General features: G+C 71.0%; 14 protein-coding genes. 1 reads left to right on the top strand and 13 read right to left on the bottom strand.

Going from position 1 to position 18,636, the window contains the following annotated elements; genetic code table 11:
- The 9 genes from CQ393_RS03780 to CQ393_RS03820 all read right to left on the bottom strand — a co-directional run.
- The coding region (locus CQ393_RS03780; RefSeq protein WP_194269580.1) for a fibronectin type III domain-containing protein at window positions 1-2,303 on the bottom strand (2,303 nt) is incomplete at its 3' end.
- Between the two features lie 489 nt (window positions 2,304-2,792).
- Window positions 2,793-5,126: a S9 family peptidase gene (locus tag CQ393_RS03785; protein WP_228114251.1), complete on the bottom strand. Its 2,334-nt coding sequence runs from the start codon at window positions 5,124-5,126 to the stop codon at window positions 2,793-2,795.
- 238 nt (window positions 5,127-5,364) lie between these two features.
- Complete coding sequence (locus tag CQ393_RS03790; protein ID WP_153190301.1) at window positions 5,365-6,570, bottom strand: Xaa-Pro peptidase family protein; 1,206 nt, start codon at window positions 6,568-6,570, stop codon at window positions 5,365-5,367.
- A complete protein-coding gene (locus CQ393_RS03795) occupies window positions 6,567-8,159 on the bottom strand; it encodes an aldehyde dehydrogenase (NADP(+)) (protein WP_343199496.1) in 1,593 nt (530 codons plus the stop codon). The genes CQ393_RS03790 and CQ393_RS03795 overlap by 4 nt, the downstream gene beginning before the upstream one ends.
- A 1-nt stretch (window position 8,160) precedes the next feature.
- Window positions 8,161-9,063: a dihydrodipicolinate synthase family protein gene (locus CQ393_RS03800; protein WP_153190302.1), complete on the bottom strand. Its 903-nt coding sequence runs from the start codon at window positions 9,061-9,063 to the stop codon at window positions 8,161-8,163.
- Window positions 9,060-10,364, bottom strand: coding sequence for an FAD/NAD(P)-binding oxidoreductase (locus CQ393_RS03805; protein ID WP_153190303.1), 1,305 nt, complete (start codon window positions 10,362-10,364; stop codon window positions 9,060-9,062). The genes CQ393_RS03800 and CQ393_RS03805 overlap by 4 nt, the downstream gene beginning before the upstream one ends.
- Window positions 10,361-10,603 carry a (2Fe-2S)-binding protein gene (locus tag CQ393_RS03810; RefSeq protein WP_153190304.1) on the bottom strand — a complete coding sequence of 81 codons (243 nt, stop codon included), beginning with the start codon at window positions 10,601-10,603 and terminating at the stop codon, window positions 10,361-10,363. The genes CQ393_RS03805 and CQ393_RS03810 overlap by 4 nt, the downstream gene beginning before the upstream one ends.
- Window positions 10,600-11,718, bottom strand: coding sequence for an FAD-dependent oxidoreductase (locus CQ393_RS03815; RefSeq protein WP_343199498.1), 1,119 nt, complete (start codon window positions 11,716-11,718; stop codon window positions 10,600-10,602). The genes CQ393_RS03810 and CQ393_RS03815 overlap by 4 nt, the downstream gene beginning before the upstream one ends.
- Window positions 11,715-12,659 carry a proline racemase family protein gene (locus CQ393_RS03820; protein ID WP_153190305.1) on the bottom strand — a complete coding sequence of 315 codons (945 nt, stop codon included), beginning with the start codon at window positions 12,657-12,659 and terminating at the stop codon, window positions 11,715-11,717. The genes CQ393_RS03815 and CQ393_RS03820 overlap by 4 nt, the downstream gene beginning before the upstream one ends.
- 162 nt (window positions 12,660-12,821) lie before the next feature.
- Here CQ393_RS03820 and CQ393_RS03825 point away from each other — a divergent pair, with 162 nt between their 5' ends.
- Window positions 12,822-13,577, top strand: a complete 756-nt coding sequence (locus tag CQ393_RS03825; protein ID WP_153190306.1) for an AraC family transcriptional regulator — start codon at window positions 12,822-12,824, stop codon at window positions 13,575-13,577.
- A gap of 21 nt (window positions 13,578-13,598) precedes the next feature.
- Here CQ393_RS03825 and bla read toward each other — a convergent pair whose 3' ends face one another.
- The 4 genes from bla to CQ393_RS03845 all read right to left on the bottom strand — a co-directional run bounded on the left by bla (window position 13,599) and on the right by CQ393_RS03845 (window position 18,398).
- The gene (bla, locus tag CQ393_RS03830) at window positions 13,599-14,639 is read right to left on the bottom strand and encodes a class A beta-lactamase (RefSeq protein ID WP_153190307.1); all 1,041 of its coding nucleotides are present in this window, start codon (window positions 14,637-14,639) and stop codon (window positions 13,599-13,601) included.
- Window positions 14,640-14,780: 141 nt separating this feature from the next.
- Entirely contained in the window at window positions 14,781-16,505 is a 1,725-nt protein-coding gene (locus tag CQ393_RS03835) for a cation acetate symporter (protein ID WP_153190308.1), read from the bottom strand.
- Window positions 16,502-16,819 (bottom strand): DUF485 domain-containing protein, encoded by a 318-nt coding sequence (locus tag CQ393_RS03840; RefSeq protein WP_153190309.1) that lies wholly within the window; start codon window positions 16,817-16,819, stop codon window positions 16,502-16,504. The genes CQ393_RS03835 and CQ393_RS03840 overlap by 4 nt, the downstream gene beginning before the upstream one ends.
- Before the next feature lie 148 nt (window positions 16,820-16,967).
- Window positions 16,968-18,398, bottom strand: a complete 1,431-nt coding sequence (locus tag CQ393_RS03845; protein ID WP_228114252.1) for a DcaP family trimeric outer membrane transporter — start codon at window positions 18,396-18,398, stop codon at window positions 16,968-16,970.
- Window positions 18,399-18,636: the final 238 nt, after the last annotated feature.

Consider the following 18,636-nt stretch of genomic DNA (forward strand, 5'->3'; position numbering starts at 1 on the left):
GTCGACGACGGTGCGCTGAAGGTCACCGTGGCCTGCTGGTTGCCGGCCGTGGCCGTGCCGATGACCGGCGCGTCGGGGACGATGGCGTTGACGGTGAAGCTGCGGGCCACCGTGCTCGCCGCGTTGGTGGACGCATCGCCGGCCTGGTCGGCGTCGATGGTGCAGGTGCCGGCGCTGACGAAGGTCAACGCACCGCCGCTGGTGATGGTGCAGACACTGGTCGTGGACGAGCTGAAGGCAACCGCGAGCCCGGAGCTGGCGGTAGCACTCAGGGTCGGCGTGGTGCCGAAGTTGTAGTTGGCCGGTTGCGCAAAGGTGATGGTCTGGTTGGCCTTGGGCGTGACCGGATTGGTGGCCCCCGAGGCGGCGCTGGTGCCGGTCCCGTTGGTTGCCGTCACCGTGAAGGTGTAGGCCGTGCCGTTGGTCAGGCCGGTGACCGTGATCGGGCACGCCGTCGGCCCGGCACAGGTGAACGGGCCGCCCGCTACGGCGGGGCTTGGCGTGGCGGTATAGGTCGTGATCGCCGAGCCGCCATCGCTGGCCGGTGCGGTGAAGGTCACCGTGGCCAAGGCATCGCCGGCCGTGGCGGTGCCGATGGTCGGCGCGCCCGGTGCGGTCGGGATGGCGACGGTGTGGGCCGTGCCGCTGCTGTAGCCGGCCGCCACGTTGCCGACAGCATCGACAATGCCGGTGCCACTGCCCTTGAGGTCCAGCCGCAGGCTGCCACTGCCGCTTATCGCATTGACGGTGACCGTATAGGTGGTGCCGCTGCCCGTCACACTGGCAACCATGCCCGCTGCCGAATTGACGAGCGTCAGCTCGAAATCATTGCTGTCGACACCCGTCACCGCCTCGCTGAAGGTGACGATGAAATCCACCGACACCGCCGTCGATGCCGGGCTGCCGGTCGGCACGATGCTGGTCACTGCCGGCGCCACGCCGTCGATGACGAGGTTCTTGTTCGCGCCCAGCGAGTTGGCCGCGCCGGGCGATGCGAGCGTCAAGGTGGCGTCGTTGCCCGCCACGTCCCTGATGGTGCCGCCACCGAGGGCCAGCGAACTGGTCGCCACGTAGTCCAGGTCGGCGCTGCTGTCGCCGGCCTGCACCGTGTAGTTGAACGTCAGCGTGCTGGTGCCGCTGCCGCTGCTGTAGCCGACCGCCCGGTCGGTGGCGCCGGTCTCCAGCACCAGCTGCGGCGTACCGCCGCCGGTGTTGACCGTCACCGCCTCGCTGAAATTGACCTGGATCGAGATTGCGTCGCCGGCCTTGTAGGTACCATTGGTCGTACTGGACGTGACGCCGGAAACCGTGGGCGCCACGCCGTCGACGACAAGGTTCTTGTTGGCGCCCAGCGAATTGGCGGCCCCCGGCGTGGCCAGGGTCAGCACCGCGTTGTTGCCCGCCGCGTCCTTGAGGGTGCCGCCGTTGAGCGCCAGCGCACTGGTAGCCACGTAGTCCAGGTCGGCGCTGCTGTCGCCGACCTGCACCGTGTAGTTGAACGTCAGCGTGCCGGTGCCGCTGCCGCTGGCGTAGTTGACCGTGCGATCGGTGGCGCCGGTTTCCAGGGTCAGCTGCGGCGTACCGGTGACCAGCACCGGCTCGCTGAAATTGACCTGCACGGCAATGACGTCGCCGGCCTTGTAGGTGCCGTTGGCGGTGCTCGACGTCACGCCGGTCACCGTCGGCGGCGTGGAGTCGGGCAGGACCGCGGGCTCAAAATCGAGATCGTCCAGCGCCACCATAAGGTTGGTCCCGGAAATCACGAAGTGGGTGATGTTCTGGAAGTGCGTGTTGGCCGACAAATCGAGATTGTTCTGCGTTACGTATTGGTTCGGGGTGTTGAAAATGAGCGCCGTGCCGGGTGTGGCGCCGTCATAGGGAGTAATGGTGATGCTCGCATCGGAAATGAGGTCGAAGCTCAGGCGGGCAAGTTTGAAATGGCTTCCATCGGATGCGCCGACCTGGACGCTGGACAAATCCCACTGCCCAACGGAGTCGAAGACCAGTGCGGAATCGGAACCGCCACCCGCCAATGCGGTGTAGGAGGGGTCGTTCGTCACCATGTGGCTGTATGGGCCGGCAGTTCCCGTGACGGCGTAGGCGATGCCATCGAGCGTGAAACTGTTGCTGCCGTTGACCGTATAACCGGGGTTGTCGTCGTAGTTCTCGTCCGCGGGCGGCGCCGCCATCGCCGTGGTGGCCAGGAGCATTCCCGCCATCAGCGCCAACGCGGCAAGGCCGCTTTTCAAGCGTGGCTTGAGGTGGCTCTTCGGGAAAAAGCCACCTGAAATGATGCTGGACATGCGTTTCCCCTGTGCAACATAGGCAAAGGGGCGGCCCGCCCACCGGCGGCCCGCCCACGGAATGAACCCTTCAGATCCCCAACCGCAGAAAGCAGCCGGATCCGATCACGCCCGCCGTCCGGACCTGTCGCAACCTCGGCATCCCTCACGCCTGCTCACGCAGGCCCGACGAATCTAGCAGCCCGTGGCCGGCGCCGGAAGCGGAATCTGGAGCGAGGGAGCCTCGGGGGTTCCGGGAGGGGGGACCCGGGGTCTTACGCGGCCGGAACCGGGGACGACGGTGGCTGGGCCAGTGGAGGCTCCCCGTTCCGGGCCTGTCTCCCCTGGACCCATTCGCAAGGGGGGAAGGCCAAGGCACTCCGGAACCTGGCGCTGGCGTGCAGGCAATCCCGTCGGGCCGGCCCTGCCCTCACCCCAACCTCTCCCGGTGGGAGAGGGGCCTCAGGTGCCGCCGCGAGCAAGGGGTTCCTCTTCCGGAGAGCGCTCCACTCAGTCGCGGGCGTTCCACACAGGCGTCGGCTGTTTCAGCAGGTGGCGCACGAAGAAATCGAACTTGCGGCGCTGGATGTAGTCGACCGGCTCCTGCGAACGGCCCACGCCGTGGCCGGTGCCGGGCACGGCGAGCAGGTCGAAGTCCTTGCCGGCGCGGATCAGGGCGTCGGCCACCTGGTAGGTCGAGGCCGGGTCGACGTTCTCGTCCTGCTCGCCGACGATCAGCAGCAGCTGGCCGCGCAGCCGGTGCGCGTTGTCCACGCCCGATGCGCGCGCGTAGCTGTCGTCCACCGGCCAGCCCATCCACTGCTCGTTCCAGCTGAGCTTGTCCATGCGGTTGTCGTAGCAGCCGTTGTAGGCCACCGCCACGGTGTAGAACTCCGGGTGGAACTCCAGCGCGTTGAGCGCGTTCTGGCCGCCGGCCGAGGCGCCGTAGACGCCCACGCCGCCGCTGATGTCGTAGGAGGGATCGCGCGCGGCCATCGCCTTGTGCCAGGCGATGCGGTCGGGGAAACCGGCGTCGCCCAGGTTCTTCCAGGCCACGTCGTGGAAGGCCTTGGAGCGGTTCATGGTGCCCATGCCGTCGATCTGCACGACGATGAAACCCAGGTCGGCCAGCGCCTGCGCGCCGATCAGGCGCTCGTTGCTGGACTGCGCGTCGAATGGCCAGAACTTCTTCTGCACGTGCGAATCGTGCGGGCCGGCGTAGATGCTCTCGATCACCGGATACCGGCGCGACGGGTCGTAGTGCGTGGGCCGCACCACCAGTCCCCAGATCGGCGTTGTGCCATCGCGGCCTGGCGCGCTGAAGGTTTCCGGCGCGCGGTAGCCGGCGGCGAACAGCGCGCTGGCGTCGCCGCGTTCGAGCGTGTCCAGCAGGCGGCCGTCGCGCGCGTCGCGCAGTTCGGTGACGTTGGGCTGGTCCAGCCGCGAATACGTATCGACATAGTGGTTCATGTCCGGCGACAGGCTCAGCTCGTGCCAGCCATCGCCCGGGGTCAGGTGCACGAGGTTCCTGCCGTCGAAATCGACGCGGTAGAAGTGCTGCAGGTACGGGTCCCCCGGCTCGCGGCCGTTGCCGGCGAACCAGATCCAGCCGCGCTGCTCGTCCACCTTGACGATCTGCCGCACCACCCACGGGCCGCGGGTGAGCTGGCGCAGGCGGCCGCTGCGGCCATCGACCATGTACAGGTGGTTCCAGCCATCGCGCTCGGACATCCACACGATGCGCTCGCCGCGGTTGCCCACGTCATGGAAATCGGCGCGGTGCCACCAGCTGTTGACGAAGGTGTCGCTGCGTTCCTCCACCACGCTGCGCGCGGCGCCGTTGTGCGCGTCCACCTCGACCAGACGCACGCGCTGGAAGCCGCGTTCGGTATAGCGGAACGCCAGCGTGCGCCCGTCGGCGCGGAACTGCGGCGCGCTGATCTCGTAGGGGTTGGCGAACAGCGCGGTCGGCACGTCGATGCGGCGGCCGCTGGCGGCCTCGAAGATCACCGGGCGGTCGATGTCGACCGCGTCGCCGGGCTTGGGATACAGCTGGGTGCGCACGCGCGGCTGCACCTGGTCGCGCGGCGAGGTCTCCACCCGCGTCACCCGGCGCGCGTCGCCCGGCTTTACCCGCAGCACCAGGAAACGGCTGGAATCGGGCGACCAGACGATGCTCTCCGGGTCGTAGAAATCGTTGTCGGCGCCGTCGCGCGCCAGCACCCTGCTGCTGCCGTCGGCCAGCGTGCGCAGCAGCACGCTGCCGTCGCGCACGAAGGCTTCCATGCGGCCGTCCGGCGAGCGCTGCGGCGCAGCGTCGGCCGCCACCGAGAGATCGCGCACCACGCCCCAGCCGCGTGGCCGCGGTGACGGGCCGGAGGCGCTCCAGCGCGCGCAGCGGTACTCGCCACCCAGCTCGCAGCGCACCCAGCCGTCGTCCACCCAGGCGCGCAGCGCCCTGCCGTCCTTGTCCATCTCGTAGTCGGAAAACGGCAGGCGGCGGCCATCCACGCTACGGCCGAGCAGCGGCGCCAGCGCCGTGGCCAGCCGCGCGGGGTCGAACGCGGCCTCGGCCTGCGCCTGCCCCACCCGGCGCACCACGAACTCGAAGCCGCCCGGCGCGGTGCGCCGGTAGCGGTAGCGCGCGTTATCGATCCAGGTGACGGGGCCGGCCAGTCCGGTGGTCAGGTACATCCATTGCTCGCGCAGTTGCAGCGAACGCCGGTAGGCGGCCTCGTCCGGTGCGTCGCGCGGGGAGGATTGCGCCGATGCCGGCATCGCGGCGCAGGACAGCGCCAACAGGCAGGCGAAGGCGTGGCGGCGAAGATCTGCGAAATGGAACATGCGTCGTTTCCCCTGGTGTCCTGCTCTTTCCTTCTCCCCATGGGAGAAGGTGCCCGGAGGGCGGATGTGGGTGCGGCACCGCGCTGCGGAACCGGCGTGCGGCGTTTCGTCCCCGTCCTCTCCCCGGCCCACGCCAGCGGCGTGGGCGCTCGACCGCATGCGCGCCAGTGACGCGCAGGCCGTGCGGTTTCGCTCCGGTGGGAGAACGGCTTGGTATCCGATTGCGCGCAGGAGCACGTCAGTCGGCGAACGGCTGGTCGATGGCGACGGACGGCGGCGTGAACCACTGCGCGCCGTCGGCGGTGACATGGAAGTGGTCTTCCAGGCGCACGCCGAAGCGGCCCGGCACCACGATCATCGGCTCGTTGCTGCAGCACATGCCCGGCGCCAGCGGCAGGGCGTTGCCGCGCACCAGGTACGGCGCCTCGTGGATCGCCAGCCCGCAGCCATGACCGGTGCGGTGCGGCAGCCCGGGCAGGCGGTAGTCCGGGCCCAGCCCGGCCGCTTCCAGCACGGCGCGCGCGGCCTGGTCCACCGCCTCGCAGGCCACGCCGGGGCGCACCGCGTCGAACGCGGCCTGCTGCGCGGCGCGCTCCAGGTCCCAGATGCGCCGCTGCTCGGCATCAGCCTCGCCGAAGATCCAGGTGCGGGTGATGTCGGAGTTGTAGCCCTGCACGCTGCAGCCGGTGTCGATCAACACCAGGTCGCCGCGGCGCAGGTGCTGCACGCCGGGGATGCCGTGCGGGAACGCGGTGGCGTGGCCGAACTGCACGATGCAGAAGGTCGAGCCGCCATCGGCGCCGAGCGCGCGGTGGGCCTCGTCGATGAAGCGCACCAGCTCGTCGGTGCCGATGCCCTCGCAGGCGATGCCGGCGGCCAGCCGCTGCACCTGCAGGGTCATGTCGCAGGCCTGCTGCATCAGCGCCAGCTCGGCCGGCGACTTGCACATGCGGCAGCCGTCGATGACCGCCGCGGCCGAGGTGATGGCGGCCGCGCCCAGGTGCGCGGCCAGGCCCACCTGCACGCGGTACGGCGCTTCCGGGTCCAGCGCCAGCGTGCGTGCGCCGCGCTCGGCCATGGCCTGGGCGACCAGCGCGTGCGGGTCCTCGTGTTCCTCCCACAGGTGCTTGCCGGCCGGGATGCGCAGCACCGCGTCCAGCGAGCCTTCCTCGAACGCCGGGCAGACCATCAGCGGCTCGCCTTCCAGCGTGAGCAGCAGGGCCACCAGCCGCTCGCTGCCGCCCCACGGCACGCCGGCGAACCAGCGCAGCGAGGTGCCGGCGCTGACCAGCAGCGCGTCCACGCCCTGCGCGCGCATCAGCCCGCGCGCGCGCTCCAGCCGCTGCGCGTGTTCGGCATCGCTGATCGGCGGCGCGCGGTGCGGCCACGGCGCCAGCTGCGCGCGCGCCTGTTCCAGGGTGAGGTGTGCGATCTGTGCATTCATGGGGTGGCTCCGATATCCGCGGTGGTGCAGTGCTGGTCGATCCAGCGTGGCAGTCCGCCCGGGTTGCGGTCGCGCAGTTCGGGCGGCAGCAGCGCATCGGGCACATTGTCGTATGCCTGCAGCGCGGTGAAGCGCAGGATCGCCGCCGGCAGGCCGACCGCAGTGAAGCCGGGCTGGGTCGATGCCGGGAACGGACCGCCATGCTGCTGCGCCGGACTGACCTGCACGCCGGTGGGCATGCGGTCGGCGATCAGCCGGCCCACGCGCGGGCGCAGGAGCGCGGCCAGCGATTGCCAGGCGGCATCGTCGCCACCGTCGGCGGCGCGGTACAGCGTGGCGGTGAGCTGGCCTTCGAGGGTGGAGGCGATGGCCTGCATCTGCGCCGCGTCGGCCACGCGCACCAGCAGGCTGCACGGCCCGAAGGCCTCGCCCTGGAACCGCTGCGGATCGGCGAGGAAATCCGTCGCGCGCACCGTCAACAGCGTGGGCGCATGGCGGAAACCCGTATCGCCGGCATCGCCGCCGCACAGCAGCTGCGCGCCAGCCGCGCGCAGCGCCGCGATCGAACGTCGCAGCGATGCCAGCACCCCGGACGACAGCAGCAGCAACGGCGCGGTCGCGGCAAAACGCGCCTGCACATCGGCGACGAAGGCATCGCCGGCCGCGCCTTCCGGCACGATCACCAGCCCGGGATTGGTGCAGAACTGGCCGCTGCCGAGCAGGCACGAGCCGCAGAACTCCTCGGCCAGTGCCGGCCCGCGCCCGGCAAGCGCGCCGGGCAGCAGGAACACCGGGTTGAGGCTGGACAGCTCGCCGAAGAAAGGAATGCCGGCACCATCGGCGGCCTGCTTCAGGGCCAGCCCGGCGGCGCGGCTGCCGGTGAAGGCGACCGCGCCCAGCCGCGCGTCGCCGGCCAGCGCCAGGCCCAGCGCCGGCTTGACGTCGTACAGCAGCTGCACCGTGGCCGGCGGCAGGCCGGCGCTCTCGGCGGCGCGCTGCGCGTGCCCGGCCAGGCGCTCGCTGGTGGCCGGATGCGCGGGATGGGCCTTGGCGATCACCGGGTTGCGCGCGGCGATGGCCGCGGCGAAGTCGCCACCGGACACGGCATTGAAGGCGAACGGGAAGTTGTTCGGCCCGAACACCAGCACCGGCTTGCCCAGCGGCGCGCGATGCGAGCGCAGGCCGGCGGCGGTATCGATCACCGGCTGCGTCCAGCTGCGGTTGCGCGCGGCGGCGGCGGCCTGGCGCAGCTGGCTGCAGGTGCGCGGCAGCTCGTTGCCGCGCAGCCGCGGCGCGGTCGGCAAGCCGGTTTCCGCATGCGCGAGCTGCACCAGCGTGTCGGCGTCGGCTTCCAGCGCATCGGCGTAGGCGTCGAGAAAGGCGGCGATGCGCGCCGGGTCGGTGGCCGCCAGCAGCGGCGCGGCGGCGCTGGCCGCGACCAGCACCTGTTCCACGTCGGCCGCGCCGCTGCGTGGGAACGCCGGCCCGATGGCGTCGCCGCTGGCCGGATCGAACGCATGGAAGATCTCCGTGCCGTCCTGTGCGGCCTGCCAGCGGCCGGCGATGAGCAGGGGCGCGACCGTATCCACGTCAGCGCTTCCGGGTGGCGATGGCGTGGTCGATCAGCGCCAGCGCCTGTTCGCGCTCGGCGCCCTCCACCACCAGCCGCGGCGCGCGCACGCGCTCGCTGCCCAGGCCGGCGCGCTCCTGCATCAGCTTGATCAGCTGCACGAACTTGGGAACCGTGTCCATGCGCAGCAGCGGCAGCGACCATTCGTACAGTTCGCGCGCCGCCTCGTAGCCGCCGGCGCGCGACTGCTCGAACAGCTGTACCGCTTCTTCCGGGAAGGCGTTGACGGTGCCGGCGATCCAGCCCTCGGCGCCCATCGCGATGCCTTCCACGATCAGGTCGTCCACGCCCACCAGCAGCACCAGGCGGTCGCCGATCAGTTCGCGGATCGCCGCCAGGCGGCGCACGTCGCCGGAGGATTCCTTGACCGCCTGCACGTGCGGGAACTCAGCGGCGAAGCGCGCGATCTGCGCCGGGGTGAAATCGGTGCGGTAGGCGATGGGATTGTTGTAGAGCAGCGCCGGCAGGTCGGTGGCGGCGAGGATGGCGCGGATGTAGGCGCCCATCTCGTGCGCATCGCTGGAATACACGTACGGCGGCAGCACCATCGCGCCGCCGGCGCCAGCGGCCTTCACCGCCTGCGCCAGCGCCACGCCCTCGGCGGTGGACAGTGCGGCGATGCCCGCCACCACCGGCACGCGCCCTTCCACCGCGGCGACCAGGGTGCGCACGATGGCGATCTTCTCGTCGAAGGTCAGCGTGGCGCTCTCGCCCAGCGAGCCCAGCGGCACGATGCCGCTGCAGCCGGCGGCGAGCATGCGCCGGGCGTGTTCGGCCAGGAAGACATGATCGACCTCGCCGCTTGCGGTGAAGGGCGTGGTGATGGCCGGCAGCACGCCGCGCCAGAAACCTGCATTGCTCATGGGTCTGTACCTTGTTCGGGTTCGTCGGAAGGAACATCGGCCAGCGCAGCCAGCGCGACCGGGGTCAGCGGCGGCCGTACGGCGGTGGGGGAAAGGGACGGCGAGGCCAGCCGCAGTTCGCGCAGCGCCGCGCCGCAGATGCGGCCTTGGCAGGCGCCCATGCCGCAGCGGGTGACCAGCCGCAGCTGGCGCGGATCGGCATGCGCCTGCACCACAGACATCGGCACGTCCTCGCAGCGGCAGGCCAGGGTGTCGGGCGTCGCCAGCGCATGGGTACGCGCATCGGGAGCGAAGTGGGCGTGCAGCAGGGCGGCATAGGCGCGCTCGCGCTCGCGGCGCGCGCGCAGCGCCTCGCCGCCGCGTTCGTCGCCGAGCGCGAAGCAGGCGGCCATCGCGCCTTCTACACGCGCGCAGTCGCGCCCGCCGATGCCGAGCGCCTCGCCGGCGGCATGGATATCGGGATGGCTGCTGCGCAGGCGCGCATCGACGCGCACGGCCGGATGCACGGACGCGTTATCCAGCTCGCAGCCCAGCAGGCGCGCCAACTCGACGTTGGGCACCAGTCCCCAGCCGACCGCCAGCTGGTCGCATTCGATCCATTCGCGGCCGCGACCGCGGTCCACCTCGACCGCGCGCAGGGTGGCGTCGCCCTGCGCGGCCAACACCACGCTGCCGGCATGCCATGACACGCCGGCGAGACGGGTGCGCAGCGCCACCGCCTGCGCCAGCCGCGCCGGCCAGCGCCAAAGCCGGCGCGCGAAGGCATGCAGCACCTCCCTGCGCGCCTGCTCGTGGATACCGAGCACCCGTGCGCCATGGCGGCGCAGCGTCGCCGCCGCCGCCAGCAGCAGCGGACCGGTGCCGGCCACGACCACGCGTTTTCCAGCCACTGGCCAGCCCTGCTTGGCCAGCGCCTGCAGGCCGCCGGCGCCGGTCACGCCGGGCAGGGTCCAGCCGGGAAACGGCAGCATCAGTTCGCGCGCGCCGGTGGCGATCACCAGCTTGCGCCAGTGCAGCGCCACCGCGCCGTCGGCATGGCTGGCGACCACGGCGTGGTCATCGGCCAGGACGACTTCATGACCGGCCAGCCATTCGATGCCGGCTGCGCCCAGCCCGTCGATCTGCGCGCATGCCATCGACGGCGCGCCGAAGCGCAGGTCGTGCCGCCACACCTGGCCGCCGGCGCGCGGCTGCGCGTCCACCAGCCCGACCTTCGCCCCGCGCCGGGCCGCGCCATGCGCGGCGGCGAGGCCGGCCGGCCCCGCGCCCACCACCAGCAGGTCGAAACGCCGCTGCTTCATGGCTGCGTCTCCACGCGCATGCCTGCACGCGCCAGCACCATGCAGGCGCGCAGCTGCGCCACGCCGTCGATGCTGACCCGGCATTCGAAACACACGCCCATGCCGCACAACGGCGCGCGCGGCTGGCCGCTGGCCGAACGCCGGAACACCGGCCCGCGGCGCGCGACCGCGGCGGCCACGCTGGCGCCGTCGGGCACTTCCACCGGCACGCCATCGACGCTCAGCACGATGCTGTTCATGCGTTGCCCCGCAGCGCGCGTTCGGGCAGGTAGGGCGTCAGCGGCAAAGCCGGGGCGCGCCCGAGCAGGGCGTCGATCACCAGCCGCGCGCTGCCCGGCGCCGCGGTGATGCCCAGGCCCTCGTGGCCGGCCGCCACCCATACATCGCGGCGGCCCGGCACCGGCCCCAGATACGGCAGGCCATCGGCAGTGGCCGGGCGGAAGCCGCACCAGCTGCGCAGCGCGCGCACCTCGCGCAGCGCCGGCACGAAGGCGATGGCCCGCTGCAGCATGCGCCGCAGCAGCGGCAGCGAGATGTCCGTGCCGGTGGCGTCGTACTCACGCGAGGACCCGATCAGCAGCTGGCCGTTGGGTCGCGGCTGCACGTTGAACGACACGCTGGCCGCGTCCGCGCCATGCGCGGCGGCGGCATAGCCCATTTCGATCAGCTGGTGGCGCAGCAGCGGCCGATGGCGCTCGGTGATCACCAGCTGCCCCTTGCGCGCGCGCATCGGCAGTTCCGGCAGCAGCTCCGGCAGGGCCACGCCCGTGGCCACCAGCACCGGTCCGTGCAGCACATGGCCATCGGCCAGGCGCACGCCGCCATCGACCAGATGCTCGGCGCGCACGCCGGCAAACACCTGTGCGCCGGCACCGCGCGCTTCCTCGATCAGGCGCCAGGCCACGCGCGGCGGATACACCACCGCGTCGTCGGCCACACGCATGCCGCCCTTCATGCCCGCGGCGAGCGCCGGTTCCAGTGCATGCAGGCCGCGCGCATCCACCGCTTCGGCGCGCACGCCCATCGCCGCCAGCGCTTCGATGCGCGCTGCAACGCCCTCGAGTTCCGTTTCCTCGCGCGCCACCCACAGCGTGCCGCAGCGCCGGTGCTCGCTCTCCGGCCACGCCGCCCAGCGCCGCCACAGCTGCAGCGAATACACGCACAGCGCCAGTTCGTGCGGATCGCCATCCATCGCCACCAGATGGCCCATCGCCGCGGCACTGGCGCCGCCGCCGATGGCGCCGCTCTCGACCACCGCCACGCGCAGCCCGGCGGCGACCGCCGCCTCCGCGCAGGCGGCGCCGACGATGCCGGCGCCGATGACGATCAGGTCGTGGCGGCTGCGTCCGCTCACGGCGCCCGGCTGCCGATGCCCCAGGCGAACGGATCGGTTTCGTCGATCAGCAGGGTCGCGCGTGCGGTGATCCACGCCTGTCCGGTGATCCGCGGCAGGATGCCGCGCCCGCCCTGCCGGTACGAAGCCTCGAACACGCTGCCGAGGATGCCCTGCTGCACCCAGTTCGCGCCCTCGGCCAGCTTGCCGTCGGCGGCCAGGCAGGCCAGCTTGGCGCTGGTGCCGGTGCCGCAGGGCGAGCGGTCGTAGGCCAGGCCCGGGCACAGCACGAAGTTGCGTGCGGCGCCGCTGCCATCCGGCGCGGCCGCATTGACTTCGACGTGGTCGATGGCGCCGTCGGCGCCGGCGATGCCGTCGCGCTCCAGCGCGATGCGGATCGCTTCGGTATAGGCGGTCAGCTCGCGCTGGTTGGCCAGGGTCAGCGCGCAGGGCGCCTGCGCGGTGATGAAGAACCAGTTGCCGCCCCAAGCCACGTCGCCGCGCACGACGCCGTGGCCGGGCACGTCCACCGCGACATCGTGCAGGTGGCGCCAGCTCTCCACGTTGTCCACCGCCACGCGGCCGTCGTCGAACAGTTCCACGCCGACCGTGCCCACCGGCGTCTCGATGCGGTGCCGGCCCGGCTGGATGCGGCCCAGTTCGGCCAGGGTGCGCACCACGCCGATGGTGCCGTGGCCGCACATGCCCAGGCAGCCGACGTTGTTGAAGAAGATCACCCCGGTGCACGCCGACGGGTCTTCGGCCGGCAGCAGCAGCGCGCCGACCATCGTGTCCGAGCCGCGCGGCTCGCAGGCCAGCGTCGCGCGCCAGTGGTCGAAATCGCGCACCAGGCGCCCGCGGCGCTGCTGCAGGCTGCCGCCGCCGAGGTCGGGAAATCCGCCGAGCACGACCCGGGTGGGTTCGCCGGCGGTATGCGAATCGATGATGTCTATGCGGTGCATGCGGCCATGCTCCCACCGCCGCCGCAGGGCCGAATAGCAGTGCATTCGGCGCCCTCGTGCGGAATTCGGCACAACCGCGCAAACGCTGCGGCACGGCCCGGAAGCATGCGCTAGGATCGGCCGCACGCCACGCCGACGAGCGCCAACGCGAAGACGACGCCCATGGACGCACAGCATTCCTCAAGCGAAGTGCAGCACCTGTTCGATGCGCTGCCGGACACCGTGTTCTTCGTGAAGGACCGCGAGGGACGCTACACGCACTGCAACCTCACCCTGGTGCAGCGGCTGGGCCGCAGGAAACGCGGCGACGTCATCGGCCGCTCGCCGCTGGAAGTGTTCCCGCCGCCGCTGGGCAACCGCTACCTGCTGCAGGACCGGCAGGTGCTGGCCGGCGATCCCATCGCCGACCGCCTGGAAGTACACCTGTACCCGAACCGCCGCCCCGGCTGGTGCCTGACGCTCAAGCGCCCGCTGTTCCGCGACGGTGAAATCTGCGGGCTGATGGGCGTCTCGCGCGACCTCGGCCGGCCCAACAGCCGCCACTCGGCCTTCGCCCAGCTCGACCGCGTGGTGGCGCACATGCAGGAACATTTCGAGTCCAACCTGCGCGCGCCGCAGCTGGCCGAACTGGCCGGCATGTCGCTGGCGCAGCTGGAACGGCACTTCCGCCATGTGTTCCAGCTCACCCCGCAGCAGTACCTGATCAAGCTGCGCATCGAGATGGCCATGCGCCTGCTGCGCGAGTCCGGCAGCATCGCCGGCATCGGCCAGCGCTGCGGCTTCAGCGACCAGAGCGCGTTCGCGCGCCAGTTCAAGGCCACCGTCGGCATGACGCCCAGCGAGTACCGCAATCTGGAAGACGTGTTCTACGGCGGCGAGCCGGCCGACGCGGCCGGACCGGCGCACCGGACCGGCTGAGTGGGGAGCCCGGGTTTCCGCTCAGGGCACGAACAGGTAGTAGTCGTGCGCGGCGCGCGCCAGCTGGGCGATGGCCGCGTCGCGCGCTTCGGTGGAGGCGCGCGAGCGGATGAACACCGCGGCCACGATGTGGCCGCGCCCGTTCGGCAGCTCGATCACGCCGACGTCGTTGATCACGTCGCCCACCGTACCGGTCTTGTGCGCCACCGGCGTGCCGCTGGGCAGCATGCCGCGCAGGCGCGCGTTGCCGGTGCGGGTATCGAGCATGATCTGCTGCAGCACGCGGGTCGACGCCGGCGACAGCAGCTCGCCCTTCCAGGTGCGCTGCAGCAGCTGCGCCATGGCGCGGGCGCTGCTGGTGTCGCGCGGGTCGGCGTTCCAGGCGTCCATGTTGGTGCGCCGCTGCGCCTCGCTGCGTTCGCCGCGCGACAGTTCGCCATAGGCCGCCGGGCCCAGCGGCCGCGCGTGCGAAGCGGCGTCGCCATAGTAGTTGGCCAGCAGTTCCCAGATGTAGCGGTCCACGCGCAGGCCGTCGACGCCCAGCGCGCGCATGCGCTGCTGCACCGCCTCGGGACCGCCGCCGGTGCGGATCAGGATGTCGGTGGCGTTGTTGTCGCTGACCGTGATCATCATGTGCAGCAGGTCGCGGATGGTGATGGCCGAACCGGCGCTCAGATGGGTGTCCATCGGCCCGCCCATGTCCGGGTAGATGTCGTCCGGGCCCAGCAGCACCTGCTGCTGCAGGCCCAGCTTGCCCTCGTCCACCAGCTTGAGGATGTGCACCGCCACCGGCACCTTCATGGTGCTGGCCATCGGCAACGGCCGGTCGGCGTCGACGTAGACCGCGCGGCCGCTTTCCAGGTGCACCAGCGCCGCGCCGACGTCGCCCGGCAACTGCGCCGCCAGGCGCTCGGCTTCGGCCTGCAGCGCGATCGCCTGCGGCTGCGCCTGTCGCGCCTGGGCCGGCATCGGCGTGGCGCACAGGCTGCCCAGCAGCAGGGCGGAAGCCAGCACGGAAGCGCGCAGGCGCGGATGCGGAGAACGACGGACGCGGACGGTCATGGAAGATCCTCTTGCAGCGGAACGGATGCGAAGGCGCGACCGGCATGGTAACGGCAGGGCCGATCCGCGCGGCACCCCCGGAAACGACGGAGGCCGCCCAGCGATGGGCGGCCTCCTTCTTCTTTCTTCCTCAAACGGCGCTCAATGCTCGGCAGCCCTGCTCGCGCCGATGCCGGTCTCGGCGCGCACCTGCTGCGCCGGGTAGGCCGCACGCTCGGCCTGCGCGCGCGTGCTCCTGTCCAGCACCGAGAACAGCCAGATGCCGACGAAGGCGATGGTCATCGAGAACAGCGCCGGGCTGGTGTACGGGAACGGCGCGCTGCCGGCCGGGTTGCCCAGCGTATCCACCCACACCGACGGCGACAGCAGGGTCAGCAGCAGCGACGAGGCCAGGCCGAGGAAGCCGCCGATCACCGCGCCGCGGGTGGTGCAGTCCTTCCACAGCAGCGACAGGATCAGCACCGGGAAGTTGGCCGAGGCGGCGATGGCGAAGGCCAGCGACACCATGAAGGCCACGTTCTGCTTCTCGAAGGCGATGCCCAGCAGTACCGCCACCACGCCCAGCACCACGGTGGTGGCGCGCGAGACGCGCAGTTCCGAGCCTGCCGGCGGATTGCCCTGCTTGATCACCGTCGCGTACAGGTCGTGCGACACCGCCGAGGCGCCGGAAAGCGTCAGGCCGGCGACCACCGCAAGGATGGTGGCGAAAGCCACCGCCGAGATGAAGCCCATGAACAGGTTGCCGCCCACCGCCTTGCCGACCAGCACCGCGGCCATGTTCGGCCCGCCCTGGATGGTGCCGGTGACCGGGTCCGCATACTCGGGGTTGGTCAGCACCAGGGCGATGGCGCCGAAGCCGATGATGAAGATCAGGATGTAGAAGTAGCCGATCCAGGTGGTGGCCCAGAACACCGACTTGCGCGCCTGCTTGGCGTCGGGAACGGTGAAGAAGCGCATCAGGATGTGCGGCAGGCCGGCGGTGCCGAACATCAGCGCCATGCCGAAGGAGATCGCCGAGATCGGGTCCTTGACGAAGCCGCCCGGGCCCATGATCGACAGGCCCGCGGCCGCCGCCTCCCCGGCGCCCTTGCCGCCGTTGGCCGCGATCTGCGCCTTGACCTGCACCGCGGTGGAGAACAGCTTCTCGAAGCTGAAGCCGAACTTCCACATCACCATCAGCGCCATGAAGGTCACGCCGAACAACAGCAGGCAGGCCTTGATGATCTGCACCCAGGTGGTGGCGGTCATGCCGCCGAACAGCACGTAGACCATCATCAGCACGCCGACCAGCACCACCGCGATCCAGTAGTCCAGGCCGAACAGCAGCTTGATCAGCGCGCCGGCGCCGACCATCTGCGCGATCAGGTAGAACAGCACCACCACCAGCGTGCCGGAGGCGGCGAACAGGCGGATCGGCTTCTGCGCGAAGCGGTAGCCGGCCACGTCGGCGAAGGTGAAGCGGCCGAGGTTGCGCAGCCGCTCGGCCATCAGGAAGGTCAGGATCGGCCAGCCGACCAGGAAGCCAATGGCGTAGATCAGGCCGTCGTAGCCGTTGGCCATCACCGCCGCGGTGATGCCCAGGAACGAGGCCGCCGACATGTAGTCGCCGGCGATCGCCAGGCCGTTCTGGAAGCCGGTGATGCCGCCGCCGGCGGTGTAGAAGTCCGACGCCGAGCGGGTGCGCGCGGCCGCCCACTTGGTGATGCCCAGGGTCGCCAGCACGAATGCGGCGAACATGATGATCGCGGTCCAGTTGGTGGGCTGGCGCACGGTCTGGCCGATGTCGCCGCCGGCCGCCAGCGCGGCGCCGCTGGCGGCGAGCAGGGCCAGCAGCGCGGCCGGGCGCAGCAGGGAAGCGCGGGTCATTGCACGTCCTCCACGATCTGGTGGGTCAACTGGTCGAACTCCTTGTTGGCGCGGCGCACGTAGATGCCGGTGATGACGATGGTGAACACCATCAGCCCGAGCGCGATCGGGATGCCGACGGTGGTGATCCTGCCCTCGGCGATGGGTTTGGCCAGGAACGCCTTGTCGAAGGCGATCAGGCCGATGTAGCCGTAGTAGCCCAGCAGCATCAGCACGGTCAGGAACCAGCCCAGGCGGTTGCGCGAGCGCCGCAGCCGCTGGTAGGCGGGGTGGGAAGCGATCCGCTCAACACGGGGATCGACGGAAGCATTCATCGGGATTCTCCAGATTTCGGGAATACGGACGCGGGCGTGCGGTGCGCGCCGGTGCGTTGCATGAGTGCTCCCCGTGGGGGCAGGGAGATGATGCGGACTGCCTTTCCTGCGCCGGCACCGGCGCCGCGACGACGCCGGTGCCGGTGACTCAGAAGCTGTACTTGGTGGTGAACTGCACGCGGCTGATGTCGCCCTTGCGGCCGTCCTCGATCTCGCGCACGCCGTACATCAGCTCGGCGCCGACATCGACCTTGGGCATCGGCGTGTAGAACACGTTGCCGCGGATCGACTGCACGCTTTTCGTCACCAGCGGGCCGGCGATGGCGTCGTTGTCGTAGTCGCTGCGCGCGTAGATCAGGTTGGTGCGCAGCTTGGGAGTGAAGGCGTGGCGCCAGCCGACGTAGCCGGCGATCACGCCGGTCGGGTCGAGCTCGTCGCGCACCGCGTCCCAGGTGCTGTCGCCGGTGATGCCCAGGCCGATGTAGCGGGAAATGCCCTGGCCGCCGGTGAGCTGGTAATGCAGCGAATCGCTGCCGCCCATCGCCCACTTGCCGCCCAGGGTCACGCCGCCGCCGGTGGCGGTGCCGTGCGCGCCGGTGGCTTGGTTGTCCACTTTCAGCTGGCGCAGCAGGCCGCCCACGCCGAAGGTGCCCCAGTCGCCCTTCCAGCCGTAGCGCACCGTCAGGTCGGGCAGCGAGCCGCGGTCGGAGCTGGTGGCGCCGATCAGCGTGGTTTCCGGGTTCTCCAGCGAGGCGCTGAAACCGCCCTGGGTGTAGCGCACCTGCGCCTGGCGCACGAAGATCACGCCGTCGGTGGGGCCGACGAAGTCCACCGCCTCGGGCAGCGAGGCCACGTCCATGAAGTTGGACCAGGTCTGGCCGGCCAGCCAGTTGTTCCAGTACATGTAGGCATGGCGCAGGGTGACGCCGTAGGTGTTGGTCGCGGTCTGGTTGCCGAGCGCGTTGCCGAAGAAATCCATCTCCACCATCGCACCGGCCTTGTCGCCGTTCTCGGCCACGTGGTCCACGCCCAGGTTGAAGCGCGAGAACTTGGCGTGGGCGTTGTAGTCCACGTCCGAGGCCTTGCCCGAGCCGCCGGCGCCGTGCACCGGGGTCTGCCCCGGCAGGTACAGCGCGCGGCCGGTGGCGTCGTCGGCGAGCTGGCCGTCGCCGGTGCGGGTGGCGAGGAAGTCGGCCTTGATGAAGCCGCCGAACTTGAAGGTGGTGCCCGGCGTGGCGCCCGGGGTGATGCTGGTCACCTGGATCGGTTGCTTGCCGGCCGGGACTGCCGGCCTGGCCGGGGCGGTGGTGGCGGCCGCCTGCTCGGCGCGCACCTGCTGCACGTCGCCCTGGGTCTGCGCGATGGCACCCTGCTGTTGCTGCTGGGTGGACAGCAGCAGCTGCACCTGGCGCTCCAGTTCGGCGACGCGGGCTTCCAGCGCCTTCTCCTTGGCGGTGTCGGCCCAGGCCATGCCCGGCGCCAGCAGCGCCACGAACAGCGCCGCGGCAAGAGGCCGGCGCACCATCGTCCCCGTCGCGGGGAACGCATTGCCCGTTCGTTTCAACACGTGTCTGTTCATCGGGTCTGCCTCTCTCCGGCTGGCGTTGGCGGCCGCGTCGGTCGCACGGTCAGCGGCAGGGTGCGCGGCCTTCGCGGCGGGCGGCTATTCGCCATTAGTCGAAAGCGGGCGGGTATTCGACCATCGTCTAACCCGGGGGGCAGCGCGCGGCAGGGACGATGCGGCACACTTGGGAAGTCCCGGCCGCGTCGCAGGATGCGGCTCCCCCATTGGTTACAAGTGCAAAGGTGAGGGTGTT

The organism is Stenotrophomonas sp. MYb238 (genome assembly GCF_009496535.1).
Lineage (GTDB): Bacteria > Pseudomonadota > Gammaproteobacteria > Xanthomonadales > Xanthomonadaceae > Stenotrophomonas.